Raw genomic sequence first — 15,233 nt, 5'->3', positions numbered from 1 at the left:
CCTTTCTCATTTTTAATAATGACAATTTGTCATCTTCAGCTACTTTTTTCAGTGTCACATAAAGAAAATATTTCTGAAAACAACCTGTCATAAAAGTGGCTAACTTGATGAAAATTAAGCTTTATTTTGTTTAATTTTAAGTTAAATTTTCATTGTCATAAAACTGTCATAATTCGTACATTTATCTGTCACCTGTTTGTCCTATTTTGCTCATCGTAGCCACTAAACAACGATTTACGAAAATCTTGCAGGAGACATTATGAAAGTTATGCGTACCACTGTCGCAACTGTTGTCGCCGCGACCTTATCTCTGAGCGCGTTCTCTGTATTTGCAGAAGCAAGCCTGACTGGCGCTGGTGCAACCTTCCCTGCGCCGGTGTATGCCAAATGGGCGGATACCTACCAGAAAGAAACCGGTAACAAGGTTAACTATCAGGGTATCGGCTCCTCCGGTGGCGTAAAACAAATTACCGCGAACACGGTTGATTTCGGCGCATCAGATGCTCCGCTGTCTGATGACAAACTGGCTCAGGAAGGCCTGTTCCAGTTCCCTACCGTGATCGGTGGCGTGGTTCTGGCGATCAACCTGCCGGGCGTGAAGTCCGGTGAGTTGGTGCTGGACGGCAAAACCCTGGGTGACATCTACCTGGGCAAAATCAAAAAATGGGATGACGAAGCGATCGCCAAACTCAACCCAGGCCTGAAGCTGCCTTCCCAGAACATCGCCGTGGTTCGCCGCGCGGATGGTTCTGGTACCTCTTTCGTGTTCACCAGCTACCTGGCGAAAGTGAACGAAGAGTGGAAATCTAAAGTCGGCTCCGGCTCTACCGTTAACTGGCCTACCGGTCTGGGCGGTAAAGGTAACGACGGTATCGCCGCGTTCGTACAGCGTCTGCCTGGCTCCATCGGCTACGTAGAGTATGCGTACGCGAAGCAGAACAACCTGTCCTACACCAAACTGGTGTCTGCCGACGGCAAACCGGTTAGCCCGACCGAAGAGAACTTTGCTAACGCCGCCAAAGGCGCTGACTGGAGCAAATCCTTCGCGCAGGATCTGACTAACCAGAAGGGCGAAGGGGCGTGGCCAATCACCTCTACCACCTTCATCCTGGTGCACAAAGAGCAGAAGAAACCTGAACAGGGCGCTGAAGTGCTGAAGTTCTTCGACTGGGCATACAAAAACGGCGGCAAACAGGCTAACGCTCTGGATTACGCCACCCTGCCAGACAACGTGGTTGAGCAGATTCGCGCTGCATGGAAAACCAACGTGAAAGACAGCAGCGGTAAAGCGCTGTACTAACAGGATATATTTAACGAAGATGGCGGGTGGCGCTGCGCTTACCCGCCCTACGGTTTACTCTGTAGGCCCGGTAAGCGTCAGCGCCACCGGGCATATTCGTAAAAACGTCTCAAACAGAAGAGTAATTTATGGCTGCAACCAAGCCTGCATTTAACCCTCCGGGTAAAAAAGGTGACATGATTTTCAGCGCGCTGGTCAAACTGGCTGCGCTGATTGTGCTATTGCTGCTGGGCGGCATTATCGTGTCTCTGATTTTCTCCTCCTGGCCGAGCATCCAGAAATTCGGTTTCTCCTTCCTGTGGAGTAAAGAGTGGGATGCGCCGAACGATATCTACGGTGCACTGGTGCCGATTTACGGCACGCTGGTGACCTCGTTCATCGCCCTGCTGATTGCGGTTCCGGTAAGTTTCGGTATCGCCCTGTTCCTGACGGAGCTGGCACCGGGCTGGCTGCGTCGCCCATTGGGTATCGCCATCGAACTGCTGGCGGCCATCCCAAGTATCGTCTACGGCATGTGGGGTCTGTTTATCTTTGCGCCGCTGTTCGCCACGTACTTCCAGGAACCGGTGGGTAACGTCCTCTCTGCCATTCCGTTTGTGGGGGCCCTGTTCTCTGGCCCGGCTTTCGGTATCGGCATTCTGGCGGCGGGTGTGATCCTCGCCATCATGATTATTCCGTACATTGCGGCGGTGATGCGCGATGTGTTCGAACAAACGCCGGTGATGATGAAAGAGTCGGCCTACGGCATCGGCTGCACCACCTGGGAAGTGATCTGGCGCATTGTTCTTCCGTTCACCAAAAATGGGGTGATCGGGGGCGTGATGCTGGGCCTGGGTCGTGCACTGGGTGAAACCATGGCGGTCACCTTCATCATCGGTAACACCTATCAGCTCGACAGCGCGTCGCTTTATATGCCGGGTAACAGTATTACCTCTGCACTGGCAAACGAATTTGCGGAAGCGGAATCCGGCCTGCACGTTGCGGCGCTGATGGAGCTGGGTCTGATTCTGTTCGTTATTACCTTCATTGTTCTGGCGATTTCCAAGCTGATGATTATGCGTCTCGCTAAAAATGAGGGAGCACGCTAATGGCCACTCTCGAAATGCAAGCTACTGCTGAACTGGCGGAATCCCGCCGCAAAATGCAGGCCAGACGCCGCATGAAAAACCGCATTGCCCTGACGCTCTCTATGGCGACGATGGCATTCGGTCTGTTCTGGCTTGTCTGGATCCTCTTCTCAACGGTCGTTCGCGGGATTGACGGAATGTCATTCTCGCTGTTCACCGAAATGACGCCGCCGCCGAACACGGCGGGTGGTGGCCTGGCGAATGCCCTGGCGGGCAGCGGATTGCTGATCCTCTGGGCCACGGTCTTCGGCACGCCGCTGGGCATCATGGCGGGCATCTACCTGGCAGAATACGGTCGTAAATCCTTGCTGGCGGAAGTGATTCGTTTCATTAACGACATTTTGCTGTCAGCCCCGTCTATCGTCGTGGGTCTGTTCGTTTACACCGTCGTGGTGGCGCAGATGGAACACTTCTCCGGCTGGGCGGGTGTGATTGCGCTGGCGCTGCTGCAGGTGCCGATTGTGATTCGAACCACCGAGAACATGCTAAAACTGGTGCCGGACAGCCTGCGTGAAGCGGCTTACGCGCTGGGTACGCCAAAATGGAAGATGATCTCTGCGATTACGCTGAAGGCGTCGGTCTCCGGGATCATGACCGGTATCCTGCTGGCGGTGGCGCGTATTGCGGGTGAAACGGCGCCGCTGCTGTTTACGTCCCTCTCCAACCAGTTCTGGAGCACGGACATGATGCAGCCGATCGCCAACCTGCCGGTGACGATCTTTAAATTTGCGATGAGCCCCTTCGCGGAATGGCAGCAGCTGGCCTGGGCCGGGGTGCTGATCATTACCCTTTGCGTACTGTTGCTGAACATTCTGGCGCGCGTCATTTTCGCGAAGAAGAAACACGGTTAATTTTTTACGGCGCGGCAGCTCGCGGCGCCGAATGAGGAAATGAGTCAATGAGTATGGTTGATACTGCCCCGGGTAAGATTCAGGTTCGTGATTTGAACTTCTACTACGGCAAATTCCATGCCCTGAAGAACATCAACCTGGATATCGCGAAGAACCAGGTCACGGCATTTATCGGTCCGTCCGGCTGTGGGAAATCCACGCTGCTGCGTACCTTTAACAAAATGTATTCGCTCTATCCGGAGCAGCGTGCTGAAGGGGAAATCATCCTCGACGGTGAAAACATTCTGACCCAGGCTCAGGATATCGCCCTGCTGCGCGCGAAAGTGGGGATGGTGTTCCAGAAACCCACGCCGTTCCCGATGTCCATTTATGACAACATCGCCTTTGGCGTTCGCCTGTTTGAAAAGCTCTCCCGTGCCGATATGGACGAGCGCGTGCAGTGGGCTTTGACCAAGGCCGCATTATGGAACGAAACCAAAGATAAGTTGCACCAGAGCGGGTACTCTCTCTCCGGTGGTCAGCAGCAGCGTCTGTGCATTGCGCGCGGTATTGCGATTCGCCCGGAAGTGTTGCTGCTGGATGAGCCGTGTTCAGCGCTGGACCCGATTTCAACCGGTCGTATTGAAGAACTGATCACCGAGCTGAAGCAGGATTACACCGTGGTTATCGTGACCCACAACATGCAGCAGGCTGCGCGTTGCTCCGATCACACGGCGTTTATGTACCTGGGTGAATTGATTGAGTTCAGTAACACGGACGATCTGTTCACTAAGCCCGCGAAGAAACAAACCGAAGATTATATTACTGGCCGCTACGGTTGATTTGCCTTAGTGCATGTGGAGAAACCATGGACAACCTCAATCTTAATAAACACATTTCCGGCCAGTTCAACGCAGAGCTGGAAAGCATTCGCACCCAGGTGATGACCATGGGCGGCATGGTCGAGCAGCAGCTTTCTGATGCGATTACGGCGATGCACAACCAGGACAGCGAGCTGGCGAAGCGCGTCATTGAAGGCGATAAAAACGTCAACATGATGGAAGTGGCTATCGACGAAGCCTGCGTGCGCATTATCGCGAAACGTCAGCCGACGGCGAGCGACCTGCGTCTGGTGATGGCGATCATCAAAACCATCGCCGAGCTGGAACGTATTGGTGACGTCGCCGATAAAATCTGCCGCACCGCGCTGGAGAAGTTCTCTCAGCAGCATCAGCCGCTGCTGGTGAGCCTCGAATCGCTGGGACGCCACACCGTGCAGATGCTGCACGACGTGCTGGATGCCTTTGCGCGGATGGATCTGGACGAAGCGGTGCGTATCTACCGTGAAGACAAGAAGGTCGATCAGGAGTATGAAGGCATCGTGCGCCAGCTGATGACCTACATGATGGAAGATTCCCGCACGATCCCGAGCGTGCTGACGGCCCTGTTCTGCGCGCGTTCTATCGAGCGTATCGGTGACCGCTGCCAGAATATTTGCGAATACATTTTCTACTTCGTGAAGGGTCAGGACTTCCGTCACGTGGGCGGCGACGAGCTGGACAAGCTGCTGGCGGGTAAAGACCCGAAAGAGTAATCCTGTCATCTGATAACAACGCCGGTACTCACCGGCGTTGTTATTTCTAGTGTAATCACAATTTTCCCCTTCATCCGTTGCCTGACGTTCGAAACGCGCTAACGTGAGACGAAAAAACAGCAAAGGATGGTATATGAAAAATTCATTAGCGTGCCTGGCGATGGCCATCAGCATCGGGATCGGTACTGGAACAGACGTGATTGCCGCACCGTTGCCGGTCACACCTGACCAGACTACCCCGGTCAGCCACTATGTGACCCAGGTTAATGCGGATAAAAGCATTACGTTTCGCCTGTTTGCACCCGGCGCAACGCGAGTCTCCGTGGTGACGGGGTCAATGCCTGAAAGCCAGGTTTCCCATGATATGACGAAAGAGAAAAATGGCGTCTGGTCATGGAAAAGCGAGCCGATGGCCCCGAATCTCTACGAATATTATTTCGACATCGATGGTTTCCGTTCAGTTGACACGGGAAGCCGCTATCAAAAACCCCAGCGGCAGGTGAACACCAACCTGATTCTGGTTCCGGGCAGTATTCTCGACGATCGTCCTGTACCGCATGGCGATCTGACGACCTTGACCTGGCACTCGCCGTCACTCAAGTCAGAGCGCCGCGTCTATGTATGGACTCCCCCTGGCTACAACGGCACAGGGGAACCCTTACCGGTGCTCTACTTCTACCATGGTTTTGGGGATACCGGGCTCTCTGCCATCGATCAGGGCCGTCTGCCGCAAATCATGGATAACCTGATGGCCGAAGGGAAAATCAAACCGATGCTGGTGGTGGTACCCGACACCGAGACGGAGAGCACTGAGGCCATCCCCGAGAACTTCCCACCGGCAGAACGACGGAAGTCTTTCTATCCGCTCAATGCGAAAGCCGCAGACCGTGAACTGATGAGCGAGATTATTCCGCTGGTGGATACACGCTTCAACGTGCGTAAAGATGCGGCAGGCCGGGCACTGGCGGGATTGTCACAGGGCGGTTATCAGGCGCTGGTCTCCGGGATGAATCATCTGGAGAGCTTCGGCTGGCTGGGAACGTTCAGCGGCGTTACCACGACAACCGTGCCTGACGAAGGCGTGGCCGCACGCTTTAAGCAGCCTGAGGCCATTAACCGGCAGCTGCATAACTTCACCGTCGTTGTGGGAGAGCGCGATTCGGTGACCGGCAAAGATATCGCCGGTCTGAAAGCGGAGCTGGAAAAGCAGGGCATCAAATTCGACTATAAAATGTACCCCGGTCTGAACCACGAAATGGACGTCTGGCGTCCGGCCTATGCTGAGTTTGTTCAAAAGCTCTTCAGATAAACCTGTCGCCCTCCCTGCCGGGAGGGTCTGCTTAGCGCGTAATATTCCAACCGCGGGCCTTCCACAGCGCGGGTAGCTGCGCCAGATCGGTGAAGGTCGTGACTTTTGGATGAACGATCGGCTTGTTGTGCGGGTCGGCGCAGAAGTAAAACACCTCCATCCCCGCATCAATCCCCGACTGCGCGCCCGCAGACGAGTCATCCACCAGAATGCAGTGCTCTACGTTAACGTTCATCGCCTTTGCCGCATGGAACATCAGTGCCGGGTCCGGCTTCCAGCGCTGGATATCGTAGCCGCTGAACAGTTTTTCCGGGAAGTGGTGCAGCATCTCAAGCTTGCCGAGCGAGTGCTGCATTTTGCTGACAGGCCCGTTGGAGACCACGCAGATCGGCACCGTCATGGCATCCAGCAGCGCGTTTGCGCCCGGAATCACCTCCAGCTCCGAATCGAACAGGCGCGCAACCTCGGCGCGATACACCGGTTCCAGAGCCGCTTTATCCAGAACGACGCCGTGTTCTTCGTTAATGATGTCGATGATCTCGTAGAGCTTCACGCCCTTAAAGCGCTTAAACACCTCGTCGAGTTCCAGCGTAATGCCAAATTCCTGGAACATGGCGACATACGCGCGGGAACAAATGACCTCACTGTCGACCAGCGTACCGTCGCAGTCGAAAAATACCGCTTCAATTCCGGACATGCCTTTCCCTTTTAACCAGTTTAACGTTTACGTACGGCAGTTCACCGGAACGCAATCGTTGCCGTATAAGCAAATTCAATGAAAAAAGTATCACGTAACCGCCACTATTGTCGCATTTTGGTATAGGATAGCGACGAATTTTCCCTCCTTGTTCGGAAATTGATGATGAGTCAACAACACACTACCCAGACATCTGGTCAGGGTCTGCTTGAGCGCGTGTTTAAACTGCGCGAGCACGGCACGACGGCACGCACCGAAGTGATCGCCGGTTTCACCACCTTCCTGACGATGGTCTATATCGTTTTTGTTAACCCTCAAATTCTGGGCGTTGCTGGCATGGATACCAGCGCCGTCTTCGTGACTACCTGTCTGATCGCGGCCCTCGGCAGCATTCTGATGGGTGTGTTCGCTAACCTGCCGGTCGCGCTGGCCCCGGCGATGGGTCTGAATGCGTTCTTTGCCTTCGTGGTGGTTCAGGCGATGGGGCTGCCGTGGCAGGTGGGTATGGGCGCCATCTTCTGGGGCGCGGTTGGCCTGCTGCTGCTGACCATTTTCCGCGTGCGTTACTGGATGATTGCGAACATTCCCGTGAGCCTGCGCGTGGGCATCACCAGCGGTATCGGTCTGTTTATCGGGATGATGGGGCTGAAAAACGCCGGCGTGATCGTGGCGAACCCGGATACGCTGGTGAGCATCGGTCACTTGACCTCGCATAACGTGCTGCTGGGCGTGCTGGGCTTCTTTATCATCGCCATCCTGGCTTCCCGCAATATTCATGCGGCGGTGCTGGTCTCCATCGTGGTGACCACGCTGCTGGGCTGGATGCTGGGCGACGTTCACTATAACGGCATCGTTTCCGCGCCACCGAGCGTCTCTACCGTTGTTGGTCATGTTGATCTGGCGGGTTCCCTGAACCTGGGCCTGGCGGGCGTGATTTTCTCCTTCATGCTGGTGAACCTGTTCGACTCCTCCGGTACGCTGATCGGCGTGACCGACAAAGCGGGTCTGGCAGATGAGAAAGGCAAATTCCCGCGCATGAAGCAGGCGCTGTTTGTGGACAGTATCTCCTCTGTGACCGGCTCATTTATCGGGACCTCGTCTGTGACCGCTTACATTGAATCCTCTTCCGGGGTTTCTGTGGGCGGCCGTACCGGCCTGACGGCGGTTGTCGTGGGTATTCTGTTCCTGCTGGTGATCTTCCTCTCGCCGCTGGCGGGCATGGTGCCTCCGTACGCTGCGGCCGGCGCGCTGATCTATGTGGGTGTGCTGATGACCTCCAGCCTGTCTCGCGTGAAGTGGGATGATTTAACCGAAGCGGTGCCGGCGTTTATTACCGCCGTGATGATGCCGTTCAGCTTCTCGATTACCGAAGGTATCGCGCTGGGCTTTATCTCTTACTGCGTAATGAAGATCGGTACCGGCCGCTTCCGCGACCTCAGCCCGTGCGTCATCGTTGTGGCGCTGCTGTTTGTGCTGAAGATTGTGTTTATTGACGCGCACTAAGGTGCGGTTTGTGGTGTCAGGTGGCGCTTCGCTTACCTGACCTACTGACGAGTGTAGGCCCGGTAAGCGCTAGCGCCACCGGGCTTTTTTATCAGGCTTTAACCCGCTTAATATAATCCCCGAACGCCGTCAGCTGGCCAGACAGATGGTCGCGCGTGCTCTGATCCACCACCTCACCCGTTTGCGGGTCGACCTTGTTCTGAATCACTCCGCCCATAAATTCCGGCTTGTTCATCACCATCGCATCGAGGAAGACCAGGATCTGACGCAGGTGATACTGGCAGCGCGCGCCGCCAATCGCGCCCATGGAGCTGGTCTGGATCAGCACCGGTTTGCCTGACAGCGGCTGCTCAGGTAAACGGGACAGCCAGTCGATGGCATTCTTCAGACCACCGGGTACAGAGTAGTTGTACTCTGGCGTGACGATGACCACGCCGTCAGCCTGGCGGATCTGTTCGGCCAGCGCTTCAACGCTCTGCGGGAACCCTTCTTCCTGCTGTACGTCAGCATCATAAAGCGGAATATCGCCAATAGACGGCAGGGCGCTAATTTCCATACCTGCAGGTGCCAGCTGTGGCAGCGTGCGGGCTACCATCCCGTTAAATGAACCTTTGCGTAGGCTTCCCAGTAACGTAACAACTTTCAACGTATCAGACATGATTACTCCTGTTTCATCATGATGACCCTGATTGGATCAGCTAAGGGTGAATGCTTTTTCTGCCGGTAAACTGGTTAATCGCATCAGACGTGCGGCGGGCTCGTTGGCGCGCTCGGGCACATCAGGAAGGCTACGCCATCCCTGTTGACTGTCAAATTCCCAGATTTTCATGCGTTCGATGGCGGGGGTCACCGCGATGGACCAGATAAGCACATCCTCCGCGTCGCAGAGCGCTTCTACCAGCGTGGCCTGGGTGGCGCGCAGACGTCCGGAGCCAGGCAACAGCTGCAGCAGGCTGGCGTCGTCTGAGGCGCATCCGCAGAGCTTGCGAATGCTCTGGCGCAGGGTAATGAGCTGGGCTCTGGCTTCAACAGGATCGTTCTGGTTGCGTACCCACAGCTTCTCATTGCTGGAGAGCGGATAGTCTTCATGCGCGTTACCACCGTGGAAGCTGCGCGTCGCGCGCTGAAGCTCCATATCGAGCCCACAGTCCCCTTCGGTGGTCAGCGCGACCCCAATGATATTGCCCGTGTAGGCAATGGAAAAACGAGGGAGATCCGGGTCGGCAAAGACCGGGCGGCCTTCTGGCTGGGTAATGATGTCCGGCAGCTCGCTGGTGCCGTACAGCATAAACATCAGTTCTGCGAGAAGCGCTCGGGACGCTAAAAACCGCGACCTGCGATGCTCCGGAAGAGTGAGTGCTTCACGGTGACAGGCTGAAGAAATTCTTGCCGATACGAGACGTCCTTCTGTAAGTATCCCTCTTGCAAAGTGCGTAGCCATTTTTCGCTCCTTGATAATGGTCGTAATCGGTTAAACGGTTACATGATTATCGCTTAACTTGCCTCCTGTTTTAATCAGTAAATGGAAGTAAGAGAAGCCTTAGGACCGAACTTTACATTTTCTTAGGCAAAAATTGGATCGCTCGCACCGTACAGCGCCTTGATGGTCTCCCGCAGCCAGAGAATTTTGGGATTATGGCTGTTCCGTTTATGCCAGATCAGCGTGAAGGGCACGGTCAATTTATCCGCCTGCTCCTCATCAATGGGGATCGGAAGCGCGATCAGCTTACGCTGGTGGAGTTCATTGTAGTGATGACAGTAGTGCGGGGCGGTGGCGATATAGTGATGGCCGGGCTGCGCCGCCATAAACATCGCCTGTTCGAAGCCCGGCAGGCTCATGGCGATAGTGCGATCGCGTCCCATCTCCTTTAACACCTCATCAAGCGCCCAGGTATCGCTGCGTTCCCAGAAGATGCTGATGTGGGGATAGCGCAGGAAGGTCTCCAGATTCCATTCTTGCTGAAGCGCCGGATGATCCTCGCGCAGATAGACGCAGGGGCGGTCGCTGAACAGGATTTCGTAGTCGATAAACCACGGCATCAGCTTAAGCAGCTCGCGGGATCGCGGATGCGTTTCACGCCCGGTGAAGCCCAAATCCACCTCGCCACGCGTAATCGCGTCCAGCGAGTCGTAATCCCACTGGCGCATTTTCACCGTCGCCTGCGGATAGCGCTGGTTCACCTGCTCCAGCAGGGTATTGAAGCGGATCAGCATCAGCGGCGTTTCCGCGGCCAGCACGAACGTCAGCCCGCCCGGAGAATCATGATGGAATTTATCGAGGATCTGGTTGCCGATTTGCATCCAGTCAGCCAGATCCTGCTCCAGGCTCACCGTCAGCGGCGTCGGCAGCAGCCCTAGCGGCGTTTTGACAAACAGCGGGTCGTCAAACCAGTCACGCAGCTTGGCCAGTGATTTACTCACCGCCGACGGCGTCACGTTCATCCGCTTCGCCGCTTTGGTAACGCTGCGCTCCTGCAGCAAAAGCTGCAGGCACAGCAACAGGTTAAGATCGAGACTGCTGATGGGCTTCTTCATAGTGCGCCGCGGGCTGGATGACCATAAGTAAGGTAATGCAGACTATGCTACAGCCAATCAGAACCCCGATCAGCATATTCAGCGCGTTCAGGCCAACTACGGCTGCCAGCCAAATCCACAGCGACGAGCCGCAGACCTGCGCGATCCCCAGCACCGAACTCGCCACGCCTGCCCGCAGCGAGAAGGGACCAAGCGCCTGGCTCATCGCCACGCCAAAGCCAACCGAGAACCCGGCGCAAATGAGCGTAATGCCCACCAGCATCACCGCATGTGAGCTGGTGGTCGCCAGGATCGCGCCTGCGGCAAGGAATAAAACCTGTGAGGTCACCATCAGCGTGCGCTGGCGGAAGATATTCAGCGCAAACGGCGTCGAAAACGAAACGGCCATACTGACCATCGCGGTTAATGCCATCACCGTGGAATACTCACCGCGATCGAAGCCCATGGTCTCCATCAGCAACACCGGGGAAACGTTTACATAGGTCAGGATCACCGCCACGCTTAACGTGGTCACGGTCAGACGGCTGAGGAAAAAGCGGTTGAGAAGCTTCTCTGCCGGGTGAAGGGTTGCGGTATGGCCGGTATTCTGCGAGCCCGGGTGGGTCTCTTTCAGCACGGCAATCGACAGGACAAACACCAGCGCGCCCATCGCCGCCATGGTCCAGAACAGGCTCTGCCACGGGAATTTCAGCATGATCAGATAGCCCACGACCGGGGCCAGCACCGGGATGATGCAGGTAATGCCGTTTAGCATCGACAGCACTTTGGCGCGACGCTGGGCGCTTAAGGTGTCGCGCAAAATGGCAAACGCCACCACGTAGCAGCCGCCCGCCCCGATGCCCTGGATAAAGCGCCCGGTCAGAAACACGGTGCTGTTTTGCGCCTGTGAGCAGAGAAGGGACGCCAGGGCAAAAACGATGGCACCGGAGATAGCGACAGGCTGACGGCCTGCCTTATCCGCGATCTTCCCCGCAAACACCATCGACGACGCCATCCCCGCGAGGTAGGCCGAAAACGCGATGTGCAGCTGCGCTTCGCTGGCGCCCAGATCGCGGGCGATATGCGGTAATCCCACCAGATACATATCAATACCGGACGGATAAAGCAGAACTAATGCGAAACTACAAAACAGAAAACGCGCCATAAACCCCCCATAGATGCAGGCATGCAGGATAGGGGGTGAAAAGGGATTAGGCGAGTTGCCATTTGGACAATGGTGATTTCCCAGGAGGAAATCACCATGGATTAGCGGGCATTACTTGCCAATACAGAAGCTCGAGAAGATCCGTCCCAGCAGATCGTCCGACGTAAACTCCCCGGTGATCTCGCTCAGATTCTGCTGCGCCAGACGCAGCTCTTCCGCCAGCAGTTCACCTGCCCACGCGCCAATCAGCTGCGCTTTGCCCTGGTCAAGATGGCGTGCCGCCTCTTCCAGCGCCTGCAGGTGACGGCGACGCGCCAGGAAGCCGCCTTCCATGCTGGTATCAAAGCCCATGCTCTGCTTGAGATGGTTACGCAGGTCGTCCACGCCTTCACCGGTCCGCGCCGACAGGCGAATTAGTGAGTGACCATTCACATCGCTGATACCGAGCGTTTCGCCGGTCACGTCCGCTTTGTTACGCACCACGGTGATCGGCAGTTTGGCCGGCAGACGGGCAATAAAGTCCGGCCAGATCTCTGCCGGGTCAACGGCGTCGGTGGTGGTGCCGTCCACCATAAACAGCACGCGGTCGGCCTGCTCGATCTCCTGCCAGGCGCGTTCGATACCGATGCGCTCAACCTCGTCGCTGGCATCGCGCAGACCGGCGGTATCGATGATGTGCAGAGGCATGCCGTCGATGTGGATGTGCTCGCGCAGCACGTCGCGAGTGGTACCGGCAATGTCGGTTACGATTGCTGCTTCACGGCCCGCCAGGGCGTTCAGCAGGCTCGATTTACCGGCGTTCGGGCGTCCGGCAATCACCACCTTCATCCCTTCGCGCAGCAGGCTGCCCTGGCGCGCTTCGGCACGAACGGCGTCGAGATCGGCCATTACCTGGTTGAGCTGGGCTTCGATTTTGCCGTCAGAGAGGAAGTCGATCTCCTCGTCCGGGAAGTCGATAGCCGCTTCCACGTAGATCCTAAGGTGAGTAAGTGCTTCCACGAGGTGATTCACACGCGCGGAAAATGCCCCCTGCAGCGAGTTCAGAGCAGAGCGGGCCGCCTGTTCAGAACTGGCGTCGATCAGGTCTGCAATGGCCTCCGCCTGCGCCAGGTCGAGCTTGTCGTTGAGGAAGGCACGTTCGGAGAACTCGCCCGGCTTCGCAATGCGCAGGCCCGGCAGGGTCAGGATCCGTTTTAACAGCAGGTCGAGGATAACCGGGCCGCCGTGGCCCTGCAGCTCCAACACGTCTTCACCGGTAAAGGAGTTCGGGCCGGGGAACCACAGCGCAATGCCCTGGTCCAGCGGGGTGCCGTCGACATCTTTAAACGGCAGGTAATCAGCGTAGCGCGGCTTTGGCAGTTTACCCAGCACCGCTTCGGCCACCTCGCGTGCCTTCAGGCCGGAGATACGCAGAATGCCTACACCACCGCGTCCCGGTGGGGTTGCCTGGGCGACGATAGTGTCGTTATGGCTCATGGTTGCTCTCGTTCAATACAAATAAAAAAGGCGGTCAATCGACCGCCCTTATTTTAGCGTTAACTTATCGGATCAGGACTTTTTCTTTTCGCGGCTATGCAGGCCACGTTTTTCCAGACCACGGTAAATCAGCTGCTGTTGGATGATGGTCACCAGGTTGCTGACGATATAGTACAGCACCAGACCTGACGGGAACCACAGGAAGAACACGGTGAAGATGACCGGCATAAAGGTCATGATCTTCTGCTGCATCGGGTCGGTCACGGTGGTCGGCGACATCTTCTGGATGAAGAACATCGTCACGCCCATCAGGATCGGCAGGATGTAGTACGGGTCCTGTGCGGACAGGTCATGGATCCACAGCGCGAACGGCGCGTGGCGCAGCTCAACGGAACCCATCAGCATGTAGTACAGCGCAAGGAAGATTGGCATCTGAATCAGCAGCGGGAAGCAACCACCCAGTGGGTTCACTTTCTCTGCTTTATACAGGGCCATCATCTCCTGGCTCTGACGCTGTTTGTCATCGCCCAGACGCTCACGCATTGCCTGAATCTTCGGCTGCAGCATGCGCATCTTCGCCATGGAGGTGTACTGCGCTTTAGTCAGCGGGTACATGATGCCACGAACGATGAAGGTGATAACGATGATGGAGAAGCCCCAGTTACCCAGGAAGCTGTGGATGAACTTCAGCAGCTTAAACAGCGGCTGAGAGATGAACCACAACCAACCGTAATCCACGGTCAGATCCAGGTGCGGCGCAACAGCGGCCATTTTGTCCTGAATTTCCGGGCCAACCCACAGGGTGCTGGCGAGCTTACCGGTTTGACCCGGCTGTACCAGAACCGGCTGAGATTTGTAGCCGATGGCTGCAAGGCCGTTACCCAGGTTCGCGGTATAGAAGTTGTTGGTACCGTCGTTATTTGGCACCCACGCCGTCGCGAAATACTGCTGCAGCATCGCCACCCAACCGCCTTTAGCGCTGACGTTCAGGTTTTCGTTATCGGCAATGGTGTCGAATTTGTATTTCTCGTACTTCGCGTCAGGCGTGGAGTACGCCGCGCCACGGAAGGTGTGCAGCGCAAAGTTGCTGCTTCCGGTGTCACGGTGAGACGGCAGATTGATGGACTGCTTCAGCTGGCCAAAGGTCGACAGCTCCAGCGGTTTCGCACTGGCGTTCTGTACGCTGTAGCCCACGTTCACCGCATACTCACCGCGCTTCAGGGTGAAGGTTTTGGTGAAGGTGTTGCCTGCGGCGTCGGTATAGGTCATCGGGATAACGAGTTCGTTCTGGCCATCAGCCAGTACAAAGGTGTCGTTCTCGACGTTATACAGTGGACGCGCACCGTTAGCCGGGTTATCCGGGCCATCACGACCGGTCAGGCCGCTCTGCGCCTGGTAGATAAACTCAGGCGTGGTTTCCAGTAACTGGAACGGTTCGTTAGACTTCAGCTCTTTCGGGTAGGTCAACAGCAGCGCCTGCTCAACATCACCACCACGGGTGTTGATTGTCAGCTCAAGCACATCGGTCTTAACCGTAATCTGTTTCCCCTGGCCACTGGCCGGTACGCCCTGGTCGGCGGCGCTACCCGCTGCGGTGGTCGTAGTCTGCGTGGTCTGCTGCTGGGGTTGAGGATTTTTATCCTGCTCCCATGCCTGCCAGATCATGAAAGACACGAACAACAAAGCGATGATAAGAAGATTGCGTTGCGAATCCATCG

At 56.2% G+C, this 15,233-nt stretch carries 14 protein-coding genes; 7 read left to right on the top strand and 7 right to left on the bottom strand.

Annotation, left to right across the window (positions count from 1 at the left end; genetic code table 11):
* Nucleotides 1–259 precede the first annotated feature (259 nt).
* The 6 genes from pstS (at nt 260) to C6A40_RS18505 (ending at nt 6,160) form a co-directional block, all read left to right on the top strand.
* Nucleotides 260–1,300 carry a phosphate ABC transporter substrate-binding protein PstS gene (gene pstS, locus C6A40_RS18530; RefSeq protein WP_008500186.1) on the top strand — a complete coding sequence of 347 codons (1,041 nt, stop codon included), beginning with the start codon at nt 260–262 and terminating at the stop codon, nt 1,298–1,300.
* A 128-nt stretch (nt 1,301–1,428) separates the two neighbouring features.
* Nucleotides 1,429–2,388, top strand: a complete 960-nt coding sequence (gene pstC, locus C6A40_RS18525; RefSeq protein WP_008500185.1) for a phosphate ABC transporter permease PstC — start codon at nt 1,429–1,431, stop codon at nt 2,386–2,388.
* Nucleotides 2,388–3,278 carry a phosphate ABC transporter permease PstA gene (pstA, locus tag C6A40_RS18520; protein ID WP_023345146.1) on the top strand — a complete coding sequence of 297 codons (891 nt, stop codon included), beginning with the start codon at nt 2,388–2,390 and terminating at the stop codon, nt 3,276–3,278. Before pstC ends, pstA begins: the two co-directional genes overlap by 1 nt.
* A 47-nt stretch (nt 3,279–3,325) precedes the next feature.
* On the top strand, nt 3,326–4,099 hold the full coding sequence (gene pstB, locus C6A40_RS18515; protein WP_008500183.1) for a phosphate ABC transporter ATP-binding protein PstB: 774 nt from the start codon (nt 3,326–3,328) through the stop codon (nt 4,097–4,099).
* Nucleotides 4,100–4,125: 26 nt separating this feature from the next.
* Nucleotides 4,126–4,851: a phosphate signaling complex protein PhoU gene (gene phoU, locus C6A40_RS18510; RefSeq protein WP_008500182.1), complete on the top strand. Its 726-nt coding sequence runs from the start codon at nt 4,126–4,128 to the stop codon at nt 4,849–4,851.
* 160 nt (nt 4,852–5,011) lie between these two features.
* Entirely contained in the window at nt 5,012–6,160 is a 1,149-nt protein-coding gene (locus C6A40_RS18505; protein ID WP_114191328.1) for an esterase, read from the top strand.
* Between the two features lie 31 nt (nt 6,161–6,191).
* On the opposite strand, the gene yieH is transcribed toward C6A40_RS18505, so the two are convergent.
* Nucleotides 6,192–6,857, bottom strand: a complete 666-nt coding sequence (gene yieH / locus C6A40_RS18500) for a 6-phosphogluconate phosphatase (protein ID WP_008500180.1) — start codon at nt 6,855–6,857, stop codon at nt 6,192–6,194.
* A gap of 165 nt (nt 6,858–7,022) precedes the next feature.
* On the opposite strand from yieH, the gene adeP reads away from it, so the two are divergent.
* Nucleotides 7,023–8,360: an adenine permease AdeP gene (gene adeP / locus C6A40_RS18495; RefSeq protein ID WP_021242668.1), complete on the top strand. Its 1,338-nt coding sequence runs from the start codon at nt 7,023–7,025 to the stop codon at nt 8,358–8,360.
* A 91-nt stretch (nt 8,361–8,451) separates the two neighbouring features.
* Here adeP and C6A40_RS18490 read toward each other — a convergent pair whose 3' ends face one another.
* The 6 genes from C6A40_RS18490 to yidC form a co-directional block, all read right to left on the bottom strand.
* Complete coding sequence (locus C6A40_RS18490; RefSeq protein ID WP_014833835.1) at nt 8,452–9,018, bottom strand: NADPH-dependent FMN reductase; 567 nt, start codon at nt 9,016–9,018, stop codon at nt 8,452–8,454.
* 36 nt (nt 9,019–9,054) lie between these two features.
* On the bottom strand, nt 9,055–9,801 hold the full coding sequence (locus tag C6A40_RS18485) for a 4'-phosphopantetheinyl transferase family protein (RefSeq protein ID WP_023293689.1): 747 nt from the start codon (nt 9,799–9,801) through the stop codon (nt 9,055–9,057).
* 122 nt (nt 9,802–9,923) lie between these two features.
* Complete coding sequence (gene yidZ / locus C6A40_RS18480; protein WP_008500176.1) at nt 9,924–10,895, bottom strand: HTH-type transcriptional regulator YidZ; 972 nt, start codon at nt 10,893–10,895, stop codon at nt 9,924–9,926.
* Nucleotides 10,864–12,039 (bottom strand): MFS transporter, encoded by a 1,176-nt coding sequence (locus C6A40_RS18475; RefSeq protein WP_045336441.1) that lies wholly within the window; start codon nt 12,037–12,039, stop codon nt 10,864–10,866. Before C6A40_RS18475 ends, yidZ begins: the two co-directional genes overlap by 32 nt.
* A gap of 111 nt (nt 12,040–12,150) precedes the next feature.
* The gene (mnmE, locus tag C6A40_RS18470; protein WP_045336443.1) at nt 12,151–13,515 is read right to left on the bottom strand and encodes a tRNA uridine-5-carboxymethylaminomethyl(34) synthesis GTPase MnmE; all 1,365 of its coding nucleotides are present in this window, start codon (nt 13,513–13,515) and stop codon (nt 12,151–12,153) included.
* A 72-nt stretch (nt 13,516–13,587) separates the two neighbouring features.
* Nucleotides 13,588–15,231, bottom strand: coding sequence for a membrane protein insertase YidC (gene yidC / locus C6A40_RS18465; RefSeq protein ID WP_008500173.1), 1,644 nt, complete (start codon nt 15,229–15,231; stop codon nt 13,588–13,590).
* Nucleotides 15,232–15,233: the final 2 nt, after the last annotated feature.

The organism is Enterobacter sp. GER_MD16_1505_Eko_090, assembly GCF_003331015.1.
Taxonomy (GTDB): Bacteria; Pseudomonadota; Gammaproteobacteria; order Enterobacterales; family Enterobacteriaceae; genus Enterobacter; species Enterobacter roggenkampii.
This window is presented reverse-complemented; position numbering and strand designations above follow the sequence as displayed.

What these genes read in the sequence shown, in the direction of transcription:
- pstS (WP_008500186.1), top strand. Translation starts at nt 260, where the DNA reads ATGAAAGTTATGCGTACCACTGTCGCAACTGTTGTCGCCGCGACCTTA.
- pstC (WP_008500185.1), top strand. Translation starts at nt 1,429, where the DNA reads ATGGCTGCAACCAAGCCTGCATTTAACCCTCCGGGTAAAAAAGGTGAC.
- pstA (WP_023345146.1), top strand. Translation starts at nt 2,388, where the DNA reads ATGGCCACTCTCGAAATGCAAGCTACTGCTGAACTGGCGGAATCCCGC.
- pstB (WP_008500183.1), top strand. Translation starts at nt 3,326, where the DNA reads ATGAGTATGGTTGATACTGCCCCGGGTAAGATTCAGGTTCGTGATTTG.
- phoU (WP_008500182.1), top strand. Translation starts at nt 4,126, where the DNA reads ATGGACAACCTCAATCTTAATAAACACATTTCCGGCCAGTTCAACGCA.
- C6A40_RS18505 (WP_114191328.1), top strand. Translation starts at nt 5,012, where the DNA reads ATGGCCATCAGCATCGGGATCGGTACTGGAACAGACGTGATTGCCGCA.
- yieH (WP_008500180.1), bottom strand. Translation starts at nt 6,857, where the DNA reads ATGTCCGGAATTGAAGCGGTATTTTTCGACTGCGACGGTACGCTGGTC.
- adeP (WP_021242668.1), top strand. Translation starts at nt 7,023, where the DNA reads ATGAGTCAACAACACACTACCCAGACATCTGGTCAGGGTCTGCTTGAG.
- C6A40_RS18490 (WP_014833835.1), bottom strand. Translation starts at nt 9,018, where the DNA reads ATGTCTGATACGTTGAAAGTTGTTACGTTACTGGGAAGCCTACGCAAA.
- C6A40_RS18485 (WP_023293689.1), bottom strand. Translation starts at nt 9,801, where the DNA reads ATGGCTACGCACTTTGCAAGAGGGATACTTACAGAAGGACGTCTCGTA.
- yidZ (WP_008500176.1), bottom strand. Translation starts at nt 10,895, where the DNA reads ATGAAGAAGCCCATCAGCAGTCTCGATCTTAACCTGTTGCTGTGCCTG.
- C6A40_RS18475 (WP_045336441.1), bottom strand. Translation starts at nt 12,039, where the DNA reads ATGGCGCGTTTTCTGTTTTGTAGTTTCGCATTAGTTCTGCTTTATCCG.
- mnmE (WP_045336443.1), bottom strand. Translation starts at nt 13,515, where the DNA reads ATGAGCCATAACGACACTATCGTCGCCCAGGCAACCCCACCGGGACGC.
- yidC (WP_008500173.1), bottom strand. Translation starts at nt 15,231, where the DNA reads ATGGATTCGCAACGCAATCTTCTTATCATCGCTTTGTTGTTCGTGTCT.